The organism is Bradyrhizobium sp. USDA3516 (genome assembly GCF_057651995.1).
In genome coordinates this window covers 557,354-572,000 of the sequence record NZ_JBYGYN010000001.1, presented here as the reverse complement: position 1 = coordinate 572,000, position 14,647 = coordinate 557,354, and the positions used below count along the sequence as shown (strand labels likewise).

General features: G+C 64.8%; 15 protein-coding genes. 8 read left to right on the top strand and 7 right to left on the bottom strand.

Annotated elements, in window-relative coordinates; genetic code table 11:
- Positions 1–112: 112 nt before the first annotated feature.
- From AC24YW_RS02980 to AC24YW_RS02970, 3 genes are read left to right on the top strand one after another with little or no spacing between them, the layout of a single operon-like run.
- Positions 113–439 (top strand): rhodanese-like domain-containing protein, encoded by a 327-nt coding sequence (locus AC24YW_RS02980; RefSeq protein WP_025035596.1) that lies wholly within the window; start codon positions 113–115, stop codon positions 437–439.
- Between the two features lie 7 nt (positions 440–446).
- Entirely contained in the window at positions 447–1,628 is a 1,182-nt protein-coding gene (locus tag AC24YW_RS02975) for an aminotransferase (RefSeq protein ID WP_487481291.1), read from the top strand.
- A 4-nt stretch (positions 1,629–1,632) separates the two neighbouring features.
- The gene (locus AC24YW_RS02970) at positions 1,633–2,745 is read left to right on the top strand and encodes a polyamine ABC transporter substrate-binding protein (RefSeq protein ID WP_487481290.1); all 1,113 of its coding nucleotides are present in this window, start codon (positions 1,633–1,635) and stop codon (positions 2,743–2,745) included.
- 98 nt (positions 2,746–2,843) lie between these two features.
- Here AC24YW_RS02970 and AC24YW_RS02965 read toward each other — a convergent pair whose 3' ends face one another.
- The 6 genes from AC24YW_RS02965 to AC24YW_RS02940 form a co-directional block, all read right to left on the bottom strand.
- Positions 2,844–3,776, bottom strand: coding sequence for a lipid A biosynthesis lauroyl acyltransferase (locus AC24YW_RS02965; protein WP_487481289.1), 933 nt, complete (start codon positions 3,774–3,776; stop codon positions 2,844–2,846).
- An 8-nt stretch (positions 3,777–3,784) separates the two neighbouring features.
- The gene (locus AC24YW_RS02960; protein WP_036001392.1) at positions 3,785–5,062 is read right to left on the bottom strand and encodes a beta-ketoacyl-ACP synthase; all 1,278 of its coding nucleotides are present in this window, start codon (positions 5,060–5,062) and stop codon (positions 3,785–3,787) included.
- Positions 5,063–5,083: 21 nt separating this feature from the next.
- Positions 5,084–6,289 (bottom strand): beta-ketoacyl-ACP synthase, encoded by a 1,206-nt coding sequence (locus AC24YW_RS02955; protein ID WP_225146556.1) that lies wholly within the window; start codon positions 6,287–6,289, stop codon positions 5,084–5,086.
- Positions 6,286–6,756 carry a 3-hydroxyacyl-ACP dehydratase FabZ family protein gene (locus AC24YW_RS02950; protein WP_487481288.1) on the bottom strand — a complete coding sequence of 157 codons (471 nt, stop codon included), beginning with the start codon at positions 6,754–6,756 and terminating at the stop codon, positions 6,286–6,288. Before AC24YW_RS02950 ends, AC24YW_RS02955 begins: the two co-directional genes overlap by 4 nt.
- A gap of 10 nt (positions 6,757–6,766) precedes the next feature.
- Positions 6,767–7,054 (bottom strand): acyl carrier protein, encoded by a 288-nt coding sequence (locus AC24YW_RS02945; RefSeq protein WP_007592476.1) that lies wholly within the window; start codon positions 7,052–7,054, stop codon positions 6,767–6,769.
- A gap of 237 nt (positions 7,055–7,291) precedes the next feature.
- On the bottom strand, positions 7,292–7,633 hold the full coding sequence (locus tag AC24YW_RS02940; RefSeq protein ID WP_487481287.1) for a hypothetical protein: 342 nt from the start codon (positions 7,631–7,633) through the stop codon (positions 7,292–7,294).
- A gap of 327 nt (positions 7,634–7,960) precedes the next feature.
- Between AC24YW_RS02940 and AC24YW_RS02935 the strand changes: the two genes are divergently transcribed.
- On the top strand, positions 7,961–8,590 hold the full coding sequence (locus AC24YW_RS02935; RefSeq protein WP_487481286.1) for a ParB-like protein: 630 nt from the start codon (positions 7,961–7,963) through the stop codon (positions 8,588–8,590).
- Between the two features lie 11 nt (positions 8,591–8,601).
- Here AC24YW_RS02935 and AC24YW_RS02930 read toward each other — a convergent pair whose 3' ends face one another.
- Entirely contained in the window at positions 8,602–8,757 is a 156-nt protein-coding gene (locus tag AC24YW_RS02930) for a hypothetical protein (protein WP_165637160.1), read from the bottom strand.
- Positions 8,758–9,020: 263 nt separating this feature from the next.
- Between AC24YW_RS02930 and AC24YW_RS02925 the strand changes: the two genes are divergently transcribed.
- The 4 genes from AC24YW_RS02925 to AC24YW_RS02910 all read left to right on the top strand — a co-directional run bounded on the left by AC24YW_RS02925 (position 9,021) and on the right by AC24YW_RS02910 (position 14,644).
- Positions 9,021–9,164, top strand: a complete 144-nt coding sequence (locus AC24YW_RS02925; protein ID WP_487481285.1) for a hypothetical protein — start codon at positions 9,021–9,023, stop codon at positions 9,162–9,164.
- A gap of 229 nt (positions 9,165–9,393) precedes the next feature.
- Positions 9,394–9,561 (top strand): hypothetical protein, encoded by a 168-nt coding sequence (locus AC24YW_RS02920; protein ID WP_271503424.1) that lies wholly within the window; start codon positions 9,394–9,396, stop codon positions 9,559–9,561.
- Positions 9,558–12,110 (top strand): cation-translocating P-type ATPase, encoded by a 2,553-nt coding sequence (locus tag AC24YW_RS02915; protein WP_487481284.1) that lies wholly within the window; start codon positions 9,558–9,560, stop codon positions 12,108–12,110. The genes AC24YW_RS02920 and AC24YW_RS02915 overlap by 4 nt, the downstream gene beginning before the upstream one ends.
- Before the next feature lie 524 nt (positions 12,111–12,634).
- A complete protein-coding gene (locus tag AC24YW_RS02910; protein ID WP_487481283.1) occupies positions 12,635–14,644 on the top strand; it encodes a TonB-dependent siderophore receptor in 2,010 nt (669 codons plus the stop codon).
- Positions 14,645–14,647: the final 3 nt, after the last annotated feature.

Below are 14,647 nucleotides of genomic sequence, written 5' to 3'. Positions count from 1 at the left end.
CTTGCGCCGCGCGGCTCAAGCCTTTGTGGCGCTTGATTTTCGTCTCCCGAGAGGCGAGGTTGCCGCCGGCCGGGATCGCCCCGGCACGCGGCCCGCGACGTTGGAGGATGATGTGGCAAATCAAGTGCAGGATCTGACCCCGGACGAGGTCGCCAAGGGTGTCGCGGAAGGGCGCTATCTGCTCGTCGACGTCCGTGAGCCGAACGAGGTCGAGGCCGAGGCTTACCCCTACGGCGTCGTGGTTCCGCTTTCGACCTTCGATCCCAAGGCGATCCCCGATCCCGCCGGCAAGGAGGTCGTGTTCGCCTGCCGCTCGGGCAAGCGGTCGGTGACGGCCTCGCTGGCGGCGCAGGCGGCGGGCTTGCCTTACGACAAGCACCTGGCCGGCGGCATGCTCGGCTGGAAGGCGGCGGGTCTTCCCAGCAAGGTCGGTGGCTAACCGCGCAATGACGACCAAGAGCTCTTCGCTGAACAAGGTCTTCGCCGACCTTCCCGTCACCATCTTCGAGGCGATGTCGCAGGCCGCGCGCGACAACAACGCCATCAATCTCGGTCAGGGTTTCCCCGATGATCCGGGCCCCGAGGACATTCGCCGCGCCGCGGCCGAGGCCTCGCTGAACGGCTACAACCAGTACCCGTCGATGATGGGCCTGCCGGAGCTGCGCCAGGCGATCGCGACCCATTACGGCCACTGGCACGGCCTCAAGCTCGATCCGATGAGCGAGGTCATGGTCACCTCGGGCGGCACCGAGGCGCTGACCTCGGCGATCCTCGCGGTGGTCCAGCCCGGCGACGAGGTGGTCTGCTTTCAGCCGGTCTATGATTCCTACCTGCCGATCATCCGCCAGGCCGGCGGCATTCCGCGCCTGGTTCGCCTGGAGCCGCCGCACTGGCGGCTGAATGAGGACATGCTGAAAAGCGTCTTCAATCCAAAGACCAAGGCGGTGCTGTTCAACAACCCCTTGAATCCGAGCGCGGTGGTCTATCCGCGCGAGGATCTCGAGCTGCTCGCACGCTATTGCCAGGAGTTCGACGTCATCGCGATCTGCGACGAGGTCTGGGAGCACGTCACCTTCGACGAGCACAAGCATATCCCGCTGATCACCATCCCCGGCATGCGCGAGCGCACCATCAAGGTCGGCTCGGCGGGCAAGATCTTCTCGCTGACGGGCTGGAAGATCGGCTTCGTCTGCGCCGCACCACCGCTGCTGCGCGTCGCGGCCAAGGTGCACCAGTTCCTGACCTTCACCACCGCGCCGAACCTGCAGGCCGCAGTCGCCTACGGCCTCGGCAAGTCCGACGACTACTTCCTGTCGATGCGCAAGGACCTGACGCGGAGCAGGGACCGGCTGACCAAGGGCCTGGAGAGCCTGGGCTTCCCCGTGCTGAAGTCGCAAGGCACCTACTTCCTCACCGTCGACCTGTCGCCGCTCGGGCTCAACGAGAGCGATACCGAGTTCTGCTGGCGGATCGTGAAAGACTACAAGGTGGCGGCGATCCCGGTCTCGGCGTTCTACGAGCAGGACCCCGTGACCTCGGTGGTGCGCTTCTGCTTTGCCAAGAAGGACCAGACGCTGGACACCGCGCTGGAGCGGCTGTCGGATGCGGTGCGTGGACGCAAGAGGTAGAGAGATGACGAACGTCAGTCGCTCCGGCATTGGCCTTGGTTTCGCGATCGCCGCAGCGCTGACATTGCTCTCCGCTGCCGCAGGCGCCGAGGAGCGCGTCGTCAACTTCTACAACTGGTCCAACTACATGGCGCCTGAGGTGCTGGAGGCCTTCACCAAGGAGACCGGCATCAAGGTGGTCTACGACACCTTCGACGCCAACGAGACGCTGGAGACGCGCCTGATGGCCGGCAAGTCCGGCTATGACGTCGTGGTGCCCACCGCCTATTTCCTGCAGCGCCAGATCAAGGCCAACATCTTCCAGAAGCTCGACAAGTCGAAGCTGCCGAATCTCGCCAACGCCTGGCCGGTCGTCACGCAGCGGTTGGCCACCTACGACCCCGGCAACGTCTACGCCGCCAACTATATGTGGGGCACGACGGGCATCGGCTACAACGTCGCCAAGGTGAAGCAGATCCTCGGCCCGGACGCCAAGATCGACAGCTGGGACATCGTCTTCAAGCCGGAGAACCTCGCGAAGTTCAAGGACTGCGGGGTGCACATGCTCGACTCCGCCGACGACATCTTCCCGGCGGCGCTGAGCTATATCGGGCTCGATCCGAACTCGACCAAGCAGGCCGACCTCGAGAAGGCCGCCGACGCCGTCGCCAAGGTCCGCCCGTCGGTGCGGAAGTTTCACTCCTCCGAATATTTGAGCGCGCTCGCCACCGGCGAGATCTGCTTCGTGGTCGGCTGGTCCGGCGACATCATGCAGGCCCGCGCCCGCGCGGCGGAAGCCAAAAGCGGCGTCGAGATCGGCTACACCATCCCGAAGGAGGGCGCGCAGATGTTCTTCGACAATCTCGCGATCCCCGCCGATGCCAAGAACGTCAGGGAAGCCTACGAGCTGATCAACTATCTCTACCGTCCTGACGTCGCCGCCAAGAACTCGGACTTCTTGTCCTACGCCAACGGCAACCTTGCCAGCCAGAAGCTGGTCGATCCGAAGATCCTGAACGACAAGAACATCTATCCGGACGAGGCTACGCTCGCAAAGCTGTTCGTCATCACGGCGCGCGAGCCGGCCACGCAGCGGATCATCAATCGGCTGTGGACGAAAGTGAAGACGGGGCGGTAGTAGCGCCTGTCATTGGCGGGGAGCGAAGCGACGAAGCAATCCAGCTCCTTCCGTGGCACGACTCTGGATTGCTTCGCTGCGCTCGCAATGACGGGTATTTACCGCCACCTTCTATGCAGCCATAGCCACTGCTCGGGATGCTCGCGGACCCAGCTTTCCACCACGCTCGTGATCGCCTGCGTCGTGCCCTGGATGTCGATCCTGCCGTCGGCATCGCGCACCGGCTGAATCTCTTCGGTGATCTCGCCGCGGAAGCGGCCGTCGGGCAGGCGGATGATGCGCACGCCGTGGATCGGGCATTCGACCTGGCGCAACAGGCGCGCCAGCATCGGATTGGCGCGGGTCTTGCGGCCGAAGAACGTGACCTCGACGCCGGCCGTTAGATATTGGTCGATCAGCATGGCGACGTGCTTGCCGTCCTTCAGCGCCTGCGCGAGCCGCAGCGGCGCGTCGCGGCCGGCCGGGATCAGCGTGCCCATGTTGACCTGGCGCATCTCCTGGATGATGCGATCGGCCGAGGCAATGTTCGGGCGGCGATAGAGAATCGCGGTGTCCAGCCCATGCGCGACCGCGGCGAGCGCCGGCAATTCCCAGTTCGCAAGGTGCGCCGCGAAGATGAGCGCCGGCTTGCCGTCGTCGCGGATCTGGTCGAACAGCTCGATGCTGCGTTCTGCAATCTCGATCCGGCTCTTCTCGGGGTGGTCGCGATCGTAGTTCCAGACCTGGTCGATATGGGCGAACTCGGCGCCGACGCGGCCGAGATTGTCCCAGACGCCCATCAGGATCCGTTCGATCTCCTCCGGTGACTTCTCGGGGAAAGCGGCGGCGAGGTTGGCGCGGCCGATGCGGTGCTCGCGCAGGCGCGGCCCGATCAGCTTCACGGCGCGCGCGAAGAAGTCTGAGGTCCTGGCCGGATCGAAATAGCGCGTGGTGCGGAGCATCGCGACGGTCGCGGCGCCGATCAGGCTGCCGCCGAGCGATTTGGCAGCCTCCCGCGCGCGGGCCTTCGTGCTCGCAGGAAGCAGCGCCATGCGTCCGGTCAGGCCGGTTCGCGGGTCAGGATCAGCGAGGCGTTCTGGCCGCCGAAGCCGAACGAGTTCGACATCACCGCGGTCACGCGCGCATCGCGGGCCTTGTTGCCGACGACGTCGAACAGGATTGTGGGATCCGGATTGTCGTAGTTGATGGTCGGTGGAATGCGCTGATGCTCGAGCGTGAGCAGCGAGAAGATCGCCTCTACCGCGCCGGCGGCCGAGATGGTGTGGCCGACCATCGACTTGTTGGAGGTGACCGGAATCTTCTGCGCGAGCTCGCCGAACACGGCCGACGTCGTGTTGAACTCCATCTTGTCGTTCTCGGGCGTCGCGGTGCCGTGCGCGTTGATGTGGTCGATCTGGTCCGGCGTCATGCCGGCATCGGCCAGCGTCTTGTTCATGCAGCCGATGATCGGCTTGCCGTCGGGCGAGGAGCGGGTGCGATGGAAGGAATCGGTGAGCTCGCCGCAGCCGGCGATCACGCCGAGGATCTTTGCGCCGCGCGCGGTGGCCGCCTCATAGCTCTCCAGCACCAGCGCGCCGGCGCCCTCGGCCATGACAAAGCCGTCGCGGTTCTTGGAGAAAGGACGGGAGGCCGCCTGCGGCGGGTCGTTCTGGGTCGACAGCGCCGACAGCAGCGAGAAGCGCACCAGCGCTTCCGGGTTCACGGTGCCGTCGGTCGCGACGCACAGCGCCGCGTCCGTCTCGCCGCGGCGGATCGCCTCGACGCCGAGCTGGATCGAGGTGGCTCCGGACGCGCACGCCGTCGACAGCGAGATCGGCGAGCCCTTGGTGCCGAAGGTCTCGGCGAGATAGGCGGCAACCGAGCCGAACATGAAGCGATGATGATAGGCGCTGAACTTGCCGCCGCCGGAAATGCGGAGCAGATCGTCATAGGTGATGTCCTGCTGGCCGACGGCGCGACCGAGCTCGCGACGCTGCGGCCATTCGACCTCGACCGGTGCCACCGCGAGGAAAAGCGGACCCGGGAAATCGGCCTTGGCGCCGATGCCGGCCTGCTCGAGCGCTTCCTGCGTCACCAGCTCGGCCATCCGCTCGGACAGGGCGGTGGAGGAAAACGGATCGGCGCTGACGAAATCGACCGTACCGGCCATCGTGGTCTTGAGGCCGTCGATCGGAAAACGCGTGATGGTGCGGATGCCGGATTCGCCGGCGACGAGCTTTGCCCAATTGTCGGATTTGCCGGCGCCGAGCGAGGTCATGATGCCCATGCCGGTGACGACGACGACGGGACGCCCGAGTTTGTCGCGTGGTGCAGTCATGTCGATCCCCGCTTGAGCTGATTAAACCGCTTCGACCAGCGCCATGCCTTCGCCGCGCCAGTGTCCGGCCCCCACCACCACGATCTGGGTGGGCGCGCCCTGCATTTCAATCTCGGTCCCCGTGGAATCGTTCGGCGGGAACAGCGCACCGCGCGAGATCGACAGTGCGGCGAGGGCAATGCCGAGCGGAAATTGCGTTTCCATGGCGTGGCCGAACACCGTGCCGGTCGAGCGCACCGGAAAATCGGCATGGTTCTTCAGGAAGTCGCGCTCGTCCGAGGTCGCGGGCTCCGCGCCGGTTGCTCCGGTGATGATCGCGCCCTTGCCCTCGCGCCTGGGCAGCTTGTCCCACAGCTTCTCGAGTGTCGCGGTCATGTCGCCGGGCTGCTTGCGTTTGGCGAGGTCTGCGACGACGCTCGACAGCTTTGCGAACGGCTTGGCCCCGCGCGCTTGTGCATGCGCCTTCGATTCCAGCACCAGGAAGGCGCCGGCCGAGCCCAGCGCGAAACCGGGATGGTCCTTGCGCGCCCACACGGGCGCGAACTTGTCCTTCAGGTTGAAGTCGCCGAATTCGTAGAGGACGAGCAGGTCCTTGCGCTCGCCGTTGTACGAGCCGCCGACCAGCGCGATATCGCTCTCGCCCGAGGCGATGCGCGCGAGCGCGATGCGGGCGGCATCGGCGCCGGCGACCTCTTCGCCCATGAAAGTGCGCGAGGTGCCTCCCAGGCCGTGCACGATGGCGATGTTGCCGGCGAGCAGGTTGGAGAGCTGGGCCAGGAACAGCGTCGGCCTGAGATCGCTCATCAGCCGTTCGTTGAGGAAGCCCGGCGCATTGGCGCCTTTGGCCTCGGCGGTGAGAATGCCGCTGTCGACGTTGATGTCGCGCTCTCCGCCGCCGGCGGCGACGACCATGTCGATTTTCGACAGGATGTCCTTGTTGCCTTTGATGCCTGCGGAATCGAGCGCAAGACCGGCGGCATAGGTGCCGATGCGCTGCCAGGCTTCCATCTGGCGCTGGTCGCCCTTCTTCGGGATCTGGCTGTCGAAGGATACCGGCATCAGGGGATGCACGATGTAGGGCGCAAAGCCCTTCTCGTCGACATTGATGCGCTTCTCGGAAAGCGCGGCCCAGTTGGCATCAAGGCCCTCGCCGAGCGAGGTGGCGAGCCCAATGCCGGTGATCCAGACCTCGGTCTGGCCCGGCTTCAAAGCGGGAGTGTCAGTCATGACGATACGGCCTGTTGCGGAAATCCGACGCGCTCGGCGACCTTCGCCATGTATCCGCGCATATTCGCATTGGGGAAGGGAATCAGCGTGAAGGTCAGCGCCGAATTGGCGCGCAGCTTGCCGCCGACCCTGATCTTGGCCTCGGTCATGGCATAGCCGGAGCCTTCATGGGTGAGGCTCGCCTCGATGCTCATGAGATCGCCGGGGAAGACCGAGCCGCGGACCTTGGCCTCCTTCACGGCGGCCAGGATCGGCATGCGTTCGAATCTGAACACGCCGAGTTGAAGCCAGCCCGAGGCCTGCGCCATCGATTCGATCAGGAGCACGCCGGGCATCAAGGGATAACCCGGGAAGTGCCCCTCGAAGATGGTGCTCTCCTGCGGGACCTGCGCTTCGACGACGATCGTCTTCTCGTCGACCTTGAGGTCGACGATGCGATCGATCATGTGGAAGTATTCGAGTTGCATGACTGCGCCCTTAGGCGCTCGCGCCCTTGGCCGCAACCAGTTCGTCGATGCGAGCGCACAGGTTCTTCAGCACGAAATATTGCTCGGTGGTCGCCTTGCCGTCGTTGACCTCCTGAGTCCACTTCTCCAGCGGCAGCTTGATGCCGAACTGCTTGTCGATCGCGAAGGCGATATCGAGGAAATCGAGGCTGTCGATGCCGAGGTCATCGATGGCATGGCTATCCGGCGTGATCGTGTCGCGCGGGATGTCGCAGGTTTCAGCGATGATCGTGGCGACCTGATCGAATGTGGAGGACATCACTAAGCCTTTGATATATTGCAGGTATTTGTCAGATTGTCCAGAGTGGCACGGTGGCTGGGCATCGCGCCCTGATGACGCCCTCAAACCCCCCTCTGGCCGGGTCGAAAGCCCGTATATCGGAGCGCCGCCCTGAGTTCAATGGAGCCGGGCAGGCGCCGGGGGACAGCACCGGAGGCGGGCTGAGGATGCCGGCTGGGGACCGTTCCGCCGCGAGGTCCGTGCCGGGGCCGGTCCTTAAATATGCGGCGTCGTGATCTTGACGCAGTCGCGGCGGCCCATCAGCACGCAATCCTGGGTCCGGCGCAGGTCGGCGATGCTGACCGCGAGCCAGATCCCGATCGCCGTCAGCGCGATGGTGAAGGCGAGCGCTGCGATGTTGGCAAGCATGCGCTGCCGGTAATTGTCGGGCTCGGCGCGCGGCTGCTCGTAGCGCGACAGGTCCGACCGTTCGGGCGTGACGCGGAGCGGTTTCACGGAGCCATTGCCGCGCTGGACCCCCGGGGACGGCGGGGTGCGCGGCCTGAACTGGAGCACCCGGTGCTCCTCATCAGAGCTTATGGGTCGCTGGTTGTTCATGGGGCGGGGATCACTCCGAAGCAGCGATCTAGATAGCACAGGTGAGGCACGTGTTGCAGTAAATCTTCGCAATTCCAGGGTGCATCTGTACGTTGATGCTATTGGCGCATGGACCGCTGCACCGCGATCCAGGAACGGGCCGTCGTGTCAGTGGCGACTGTTGTGCTGCAACGCAGGGGACAGCGACAGCCATTGAGGACGTCTTTTTTACCGGCCGGTATCGACTTGTGATCTGCGCGTCCTCTGAACGGATTTTGCCGCCACGGGACCCATGGCATAGTCGCGGGAACCCGAACCGTTCGTTGCCATGCCAGGGGCCTTTGGATCATGACCACGACCAACGCGCGCGAGCCGAGAGTCCATCCGGTGCCCATCCTGTCGCTCCGGCCGACGCAGATGACGGTCGGCATGCGCGAGGTCAAGGAGAAGCGGAAGCGCTGGCGCGAGCATGGCAAGAAGAAGCAGGCGGATCTGCTCGGCAAGCACATGATCCCCGTCGTGTACGGCCCCGACGCGCGCTACTACGTGATCGACCATCATCACCTCGGCCGCGCGCTGCACGACGAAGGCGTCAAGGAGGTGCTGGTGACCATCGTCGGCGACCTCAGGATGGTGGAGCGCGAGGCCTTCTGGGGCGTCATGGACAACAAGCGCTGGGTCTATCCTTACGACGCCAAGGGCGAGCGGCGGTCGTTCCGCGACCTGCCGAAATCGGTCGCCGACCTCAAGGACGATCCGTTCCGCAGCCTTGCCGGCGAATTGCGCCGCATGGGCGGCTTCGCCAAGGACACCACGCCGTTCTCCGAATTCCTGTGGGCCGACTTCCTGCGCCGGCAGGTCTCGCGCAAGGCGGTTGAGGCCGATTTCGACAAGGCGCTGGAGAAGGCGATGGCCGCGGCCAGAAGCAAGAATGCGATCTATCTGCCCGGCTGGTGCGGTCCGGCGGACGAGGACTAACGGTATTCACGTCAGTCGCGCTGGAAGATCCTGGCGCCCGGGTAGGCGCGGCGGGCGTAAGTGACCACCAGCGCGCGGTCCTGGGTGTCCAGGAACGGCGTTCGGATCTGGCTCGATCCGACGATGAGGTGCCACAGGCCATTGAGCTTCTGGATCACGATCTTCATTTGCGTCGTCCTCGATGACTCCCATTCCAGCGAATGTTGCTCGTCGTCGCAGTGCCTGGGATCGCGGTCGCGGGTAAGAAATTCCCAACTCGGCCGGCGCTGCAAAACACGTCCACCCTTGTTAGTTGGTTACGGAATGGGCCGAGATAAGCAGGATCGCATCACAGCTGCTTGAGCGACATCAATTTCCCAGCCCACGAAACCGTCCTGAAACAGAGCCGTCCCATCTCTATGGAGTAGTCGAGCTCACACAGGAGGCGGACATGCGCCGTCTGGTTTTCGCAATTGCCTTGCTGGCGGTCGCTTCGGCGGGAATATCGGCATCCTTTGCCGCGGTCCATCATGCCAAGACATTGACGTTCGCGGAGCGCTTTGCTCCGGTGCTCGAGTTGATGGCTAAGCGCTAGCCGCATATGCCTTGCAGCCGTGAGCGATGCAGCGGCTGCGCGCTCCGAGGCGGACATCACCGCATTTGGCGAGCGATGATGGCCGGGTCGGCTTGACCTGTCGCAAACCTGCCTCGCCCTGACCGGCTAAGCTCTGTCTGCATGGTTGCAGAGACAGCGTTGTGCCCCGATGCCGAGGGCCTGGGCTCCAAGTCATGCAGAGCTTCATGCAGAGCTTGGAGGCACGGTCATGAGCGTCATCTTTCGCATTCTCTTTGTCCTCGCCGGCGCGATCACGGCGCTGTTCGTCGCGCGTGACGCGCTGAACTTCACCATCATCCAGACCTTCGTTGCCGTCCTGCTCGCCACTGCAATCGTCGGAGCCGGCAGCTTCTGGAGCCTGCGGCGGAAATCGTGAGCGAGGCGCAACGCGAAGGTGCGGTCGGTCTGAGCGAGACCAAGGCCCGGGCGAGGCTCGCGGCAGACGGCCCCAACGAACTGCCCCGGCCGGAACGACGCAGTCCGCTGCGCATCGTGGTGGAAGTGCTGCGCGAGCCGATGCTCCTGCTGCTGCTTTGCGGCGGGCTGATCTATCTCGTGCTCGGCGATCTCAAGGAGGCGCTGATCCTGCTGGCATTCGGGGCGATGTCCATCGTGATCACGGTGGTGCAGGAGACCCGGACCGAGCGGGTGCTGGAAGCCTTGCGCGACCTGACCAGCCCGCGGGCGCTGGTGGTGCGCGACGGTGCGCGCCGGCGAATTGCCGGCCGCGAGGTCGTGCAGGGCGACCTTCTCGTCCTGGGTGAAGGCGATCGCGTCCCCGCCGACGCCGCGCTCGTCGAAGCGCGGGACCTGCAGATCGACGAGTCCTTGCTGACCGGCGAGTCGGTGCCCGTCCGCAAGAAGACCGCCGACAAGATTACGACGGCCGCTCACCGGCCCGGCGGCGAGGATCAGCCATTCGTCTATTCCGGTTCGCTCGTCGTGCGCGGCGAGGGGCTGGCGCTGGTCGAGGCCACCGGACCGCGCAGCGAGATCGGCAAGATCGGGCTGTCGCTTCGCGGCCTGCAGGCCGAGCCGCCGCGGCTTCAGCAACAGACCGCAAGGCTGGTGCGGCTTTGCTTTCTCGGCGGCGCCATCATCAGCCTGGCCGCGATCGTGCTCTACGGCGTCTCGCGCGGCGATTGGCTGCAGGCGCTGCTGGCAGGCGTTGCCATCGGCATGTCGATGCTTCCGGAGGAATTCGGCGTCGTGCTCACGGTGTTCATGGCCATGGGCGCGTGGCGGATCTCGCAGGCCCGCGTCCTGACGCGGCGAGCCGCCGCCATCGAGGTCCTCGGCTCGGCGACGGTCCTGTGCACCGACAAGACCGGAACGCTGACGCAGAACCAGATGTCGGTCGCCGAGCTGCGGCTGCTTGACGGCGCGCGCCTGCGTGCGGAGGCGCACCGACAGGATCATGTCGGGCCCGAATTCGCAGAGCTGGCGCGCTGCGGGGCGCTGGCAAGCTCTCCGGAGCCGTTCGATCCGATGGAGAAGGCGCTGCATGCGTTCGCGCGTGGTGTGCTGCGGGACGGAGACGCGATGGATGGCGAGCGGACGCTGGTGCGCACCTATGGTCTGCGCCCCGAGCTGCTCGCCATGACCCAGGTTTGGCGGACATCCGCAGCGGCGGACCTCATCGCATGCGCCAAGGGCGCGCCGGAAGCGATTGCGCGCCTGTGCAGGCTGAAAGAGGCCGATCGACAGGCCGTGCAAGCTGCCGTCGGGGCCATGGCGAAGGACGGGCTCCGCGTGCTGGGGGTAGCGGTTGCCGCGTGCGCTCACGGTTCTCTGCCGGCATCCCAGGAGGCTTTCGTATTTCGCTTCGTCGGCCTGCTCGGACTTGCCGATCCGCTGCGGCCTCATGTTCCGGAGGCGGTTCGCGAGTGCCGGTCGGCCGGCATCCGCGTCGTCATGATCACGGGCGACTATCCGGCGACCGCCATGGCGATCGCCGCGCAGGCCGGACTCGACGTCAACGAGGTCGCGACCGGGGAGCAGGTCAAGCTCGCGGACGACAGCGAGCTCGAGGCCCGCGTCAGCAAGGCGAACGTCTTCGCGCGGGTTCTGCCGGAGCAGAAGCTGCGGATCGTCCAGGCGCTGAAGCGCAGCGGCGAGATCGTTGCGATGACCGGCGACGGCGTCAACGACGCGCCGCCGCTGAAGGCCGCCCATATCGGAATCGCGATGGGTGGCCGCGGCACCGACGTCGCGCGTGAGGCATCCTCGATCGTCCTGCTCGACGATGATTTCAGCTCCATCGTCGCATCCATTCGCCTCGGACGCCGGATCTACGACAATCTGCGCAAGGCCATGGCCTTCATCTTTGCCGTCCACGTGCCGATCGCGGGTCTTGCGTTGTTTCCCCTCGTGTTCGGGCTGCCGCTGGTGCTCGGCCCGGTTCACATCGCCTTTCTGGAGCTGATCATCGATCCCGTCTGCTCGCTGGTGTTCGAAGCCGAGCGGGAGGAGCGCGACGTCATGAAGCGTCCGCCGCGGCGTGCCGATGCGGAGCTGTTCTCGTGGTCCCTGATCGCCTGGAGCGTTCTGCAGGGCGCGATGGCCTTCGCCTTGATCGCGGTGATTTTCGTCGCAGCGCTTCGTTCCGGCCTACCGCCCGACGAGGCTCGCACCCTCGCATTCATTGCGCTCGTCGTCTGCATCCTCGCGCTGGTGCTGGTCAACCGATCCTTCAGCGCATCGTTCTTTTCCGCCTTCTTCCGTCCGAACGCGGCATTGCTCTGGATATTCCTCTCGATTGCGGTCGTTCTCGCCGCAGCCTTGTTCTGGCCGCCGGCGTCCGGTCTGTTTCGCTTCGGTCCGATGCATCTGGACGATCTGATGATCACGCTCGGCGCGGGACTATTGGTGCTCACGGCGCTCGAACTGCTGAAGCCGTTTTGGGGCCGGCGATTGCGATTCTAGATCGTGCTGCGGCAGCTCGGCCATGCGCCGAGCGCGATGAGTCTGCATCCGGAATTCGTGCAGGCCGCGGAAGACGCGTGCGAGATGCCGACGGCATTTCATTAGAACGGATCCAGTCTACATAGATTCTACGACACGAACGCCCAAAAGACTTTGATTGTGCGTTCGGAGTCTCTGCATGGTCGGTCCCGCAAGTTCGGGGACTGGGAATGCTGGAATTGGTGTTTGACGCACGCGCAACGAAGCGCGGGCGCGTGTCGATGCTGTGTGGTCTTGTCGCGCTTCCTTCCGCCATCGCCTTCGGCCAAGACGCGCAGGCCCAGAGCGCGAGCGGGGCATCGGTCCTTCCGCCCGTCGTAGTCGAACAAAGCCGCCCGACCAAGCGCCAGGTCACCACACCGCGCAGCTCGCGATCTGCGAGCGCCCGCCAGACGCGATCGCGCGCGGCAGGACAGGCAGTCCAAGGGGCTCCCCAGCCGGTCGCCGCTGCAGCGGAACGCGGTACCGATCCGGTGCGGGGTTTCGTGCCCGTCGTCAGCTCGGCTGCGATGAAGTCCGACGTACCGATCCTGGAGACACCGCAATCCGTCTCCGTCGTGAGCCGCGACCAGCTCGATGCGCGCTCGGTCACGACGCTGGTCGAGGGGTTGCAGTATGTCGCAGGTCTCGCCATCCAGCCCGGCGGCAAGGATCCCCGCTTCGACAACGTCTACATCCGCGGCTTCGACAACAACGGCTATGGCGCCTATCGCGATGGACTTCGCGAGGTCGGCGATCCCGCCTTCTTGTCGCTGTTCCGCAACGAGCCCTACGGCTTCGAGCGCATCGACGTCATCAAGGGTCCGAGCTCCGTCATGTACGGGCAGGGGGCGCCGGGCGGTCTCGTCGACGTCATCAGCAAGCGGCCGCCCGATAAGGCCTTTGGCGAGATCGTCGGCCAGTTCGGCAACTACGATCGATTTCAGGGCGCCTTCGATTTCGGCGGGCCCGCGACCAAGGATGGGACGCTGCTCTATCGGTTGACCGGTGTGTTCCGGGATTCCGATGCGCAGATCGCCAATTTCTCCAACTTCGTGAAGGACAATCGGACCTACATCGCGCCGGCCGTGACCTGGAAGCCGACCAACGACACGACGCTGACCATTCTTGCCGACTACACTCACGATGTGACCGGCAATGCGTTTCCACTGTCGATGGCGCATCTGAGCGGCACCAAGGTCACTGGCCTCACCGCGCTGCCGATCTTCCTTGGTGATCCCAGCTACAACAAGTTCGACCAGGAGCAGGAGCGTGTCGGCTACCAGTTCGAACATCGCTTCAGCAACGATCTGATCTTCGAATCGAAGGCTCGCTACGGCCACACCGAGCTCGACTATCGCTATCTGACGTTCGTCGGAACTCCGCTCGATACGACCACGATCTTTCCGCGTCGCGCGATGCGCATCCAGGAGCAAGTCGACACCCTGTCGACCGACAACCACCTGATCAGCAAGTTCGGCACGGGGCCGCTTCAGCACACGGTGGTCTCCGGCGTCGACTATCTGACGTTCAACATGACGGACCGGACCTATTCAGGAGCTGCGCCGTCGCTCAGCAGGATCAATCCGGTCTACGACCAGGCCATCACCGTTCCGACTGCGCTCACCACCCCCTCGGCGAACCAGAGAATCGATCAGGTCGGCGTCTATGTGCAGGACCAGATGAAGCTTCAGAACTGGATCTTTACATTGGGCGGCCGATACGATGCCTCGGAACAGAACACCTACACCTTGGCGACCAGCAACACGGCCGGCAAGACGACCGACACAAGGGACACGGCCTTCACCAAGCGCGGTGCGGTCTCCTACGTGTTCGATTCTGGCGTGGCGCCCTATTACAGCTATTCGGAATCGTTCTTGCCGACGCCGAACACGGACTTTGCGGGCAACCCGTTCAAGCCGACGACGGCGCAGCAGCACGAGGTCGGTGTGAAGTACCAGCCCTCGCGGACCCTGCTGATGACGTTGGCGCTCTATGATCTGACACGGCAGAATTCACTCACGGCGGATCCGACACCAGGGCGTGCCGGTTTCTCGGTCCAGCTCGGCGAGGTGAATTCGCGCGGCATCGAGTTCGAGACGCTGGCGCAGGTCATGCCCGGACTGAACCTCGTGGCGACCTATACCAATCAGGATGTGAAGGTGACGCAAACCAGCACGGCCGCCGACCTCGGCAAGATGCCGACGCTGGTGGCCCGCCAGATGGCTTCGGCCTATGTCGACTACACGGTCCAGGGCGGCACGTGGGATGGTTGGGGACTTGGCGGCGGCGTCCGCTACAACGGGCCGACGTTTGCCGACACCACCAACACCATCGTCAACGAAGGTTACGTCGTGTTCGACGCCGGCCTGCACTACCGCCAGCCAAAGGGCGTGAACCTGGCGTTGAACGTGAAGAACATCGCCGACCGCGTCACTCTCGCTTGCACGACAGGTGGCGGTTGCCAGTACACCAGCCCGCGCACCATCACGGGCACGGTCAGCTATCGCTGGTAAGGA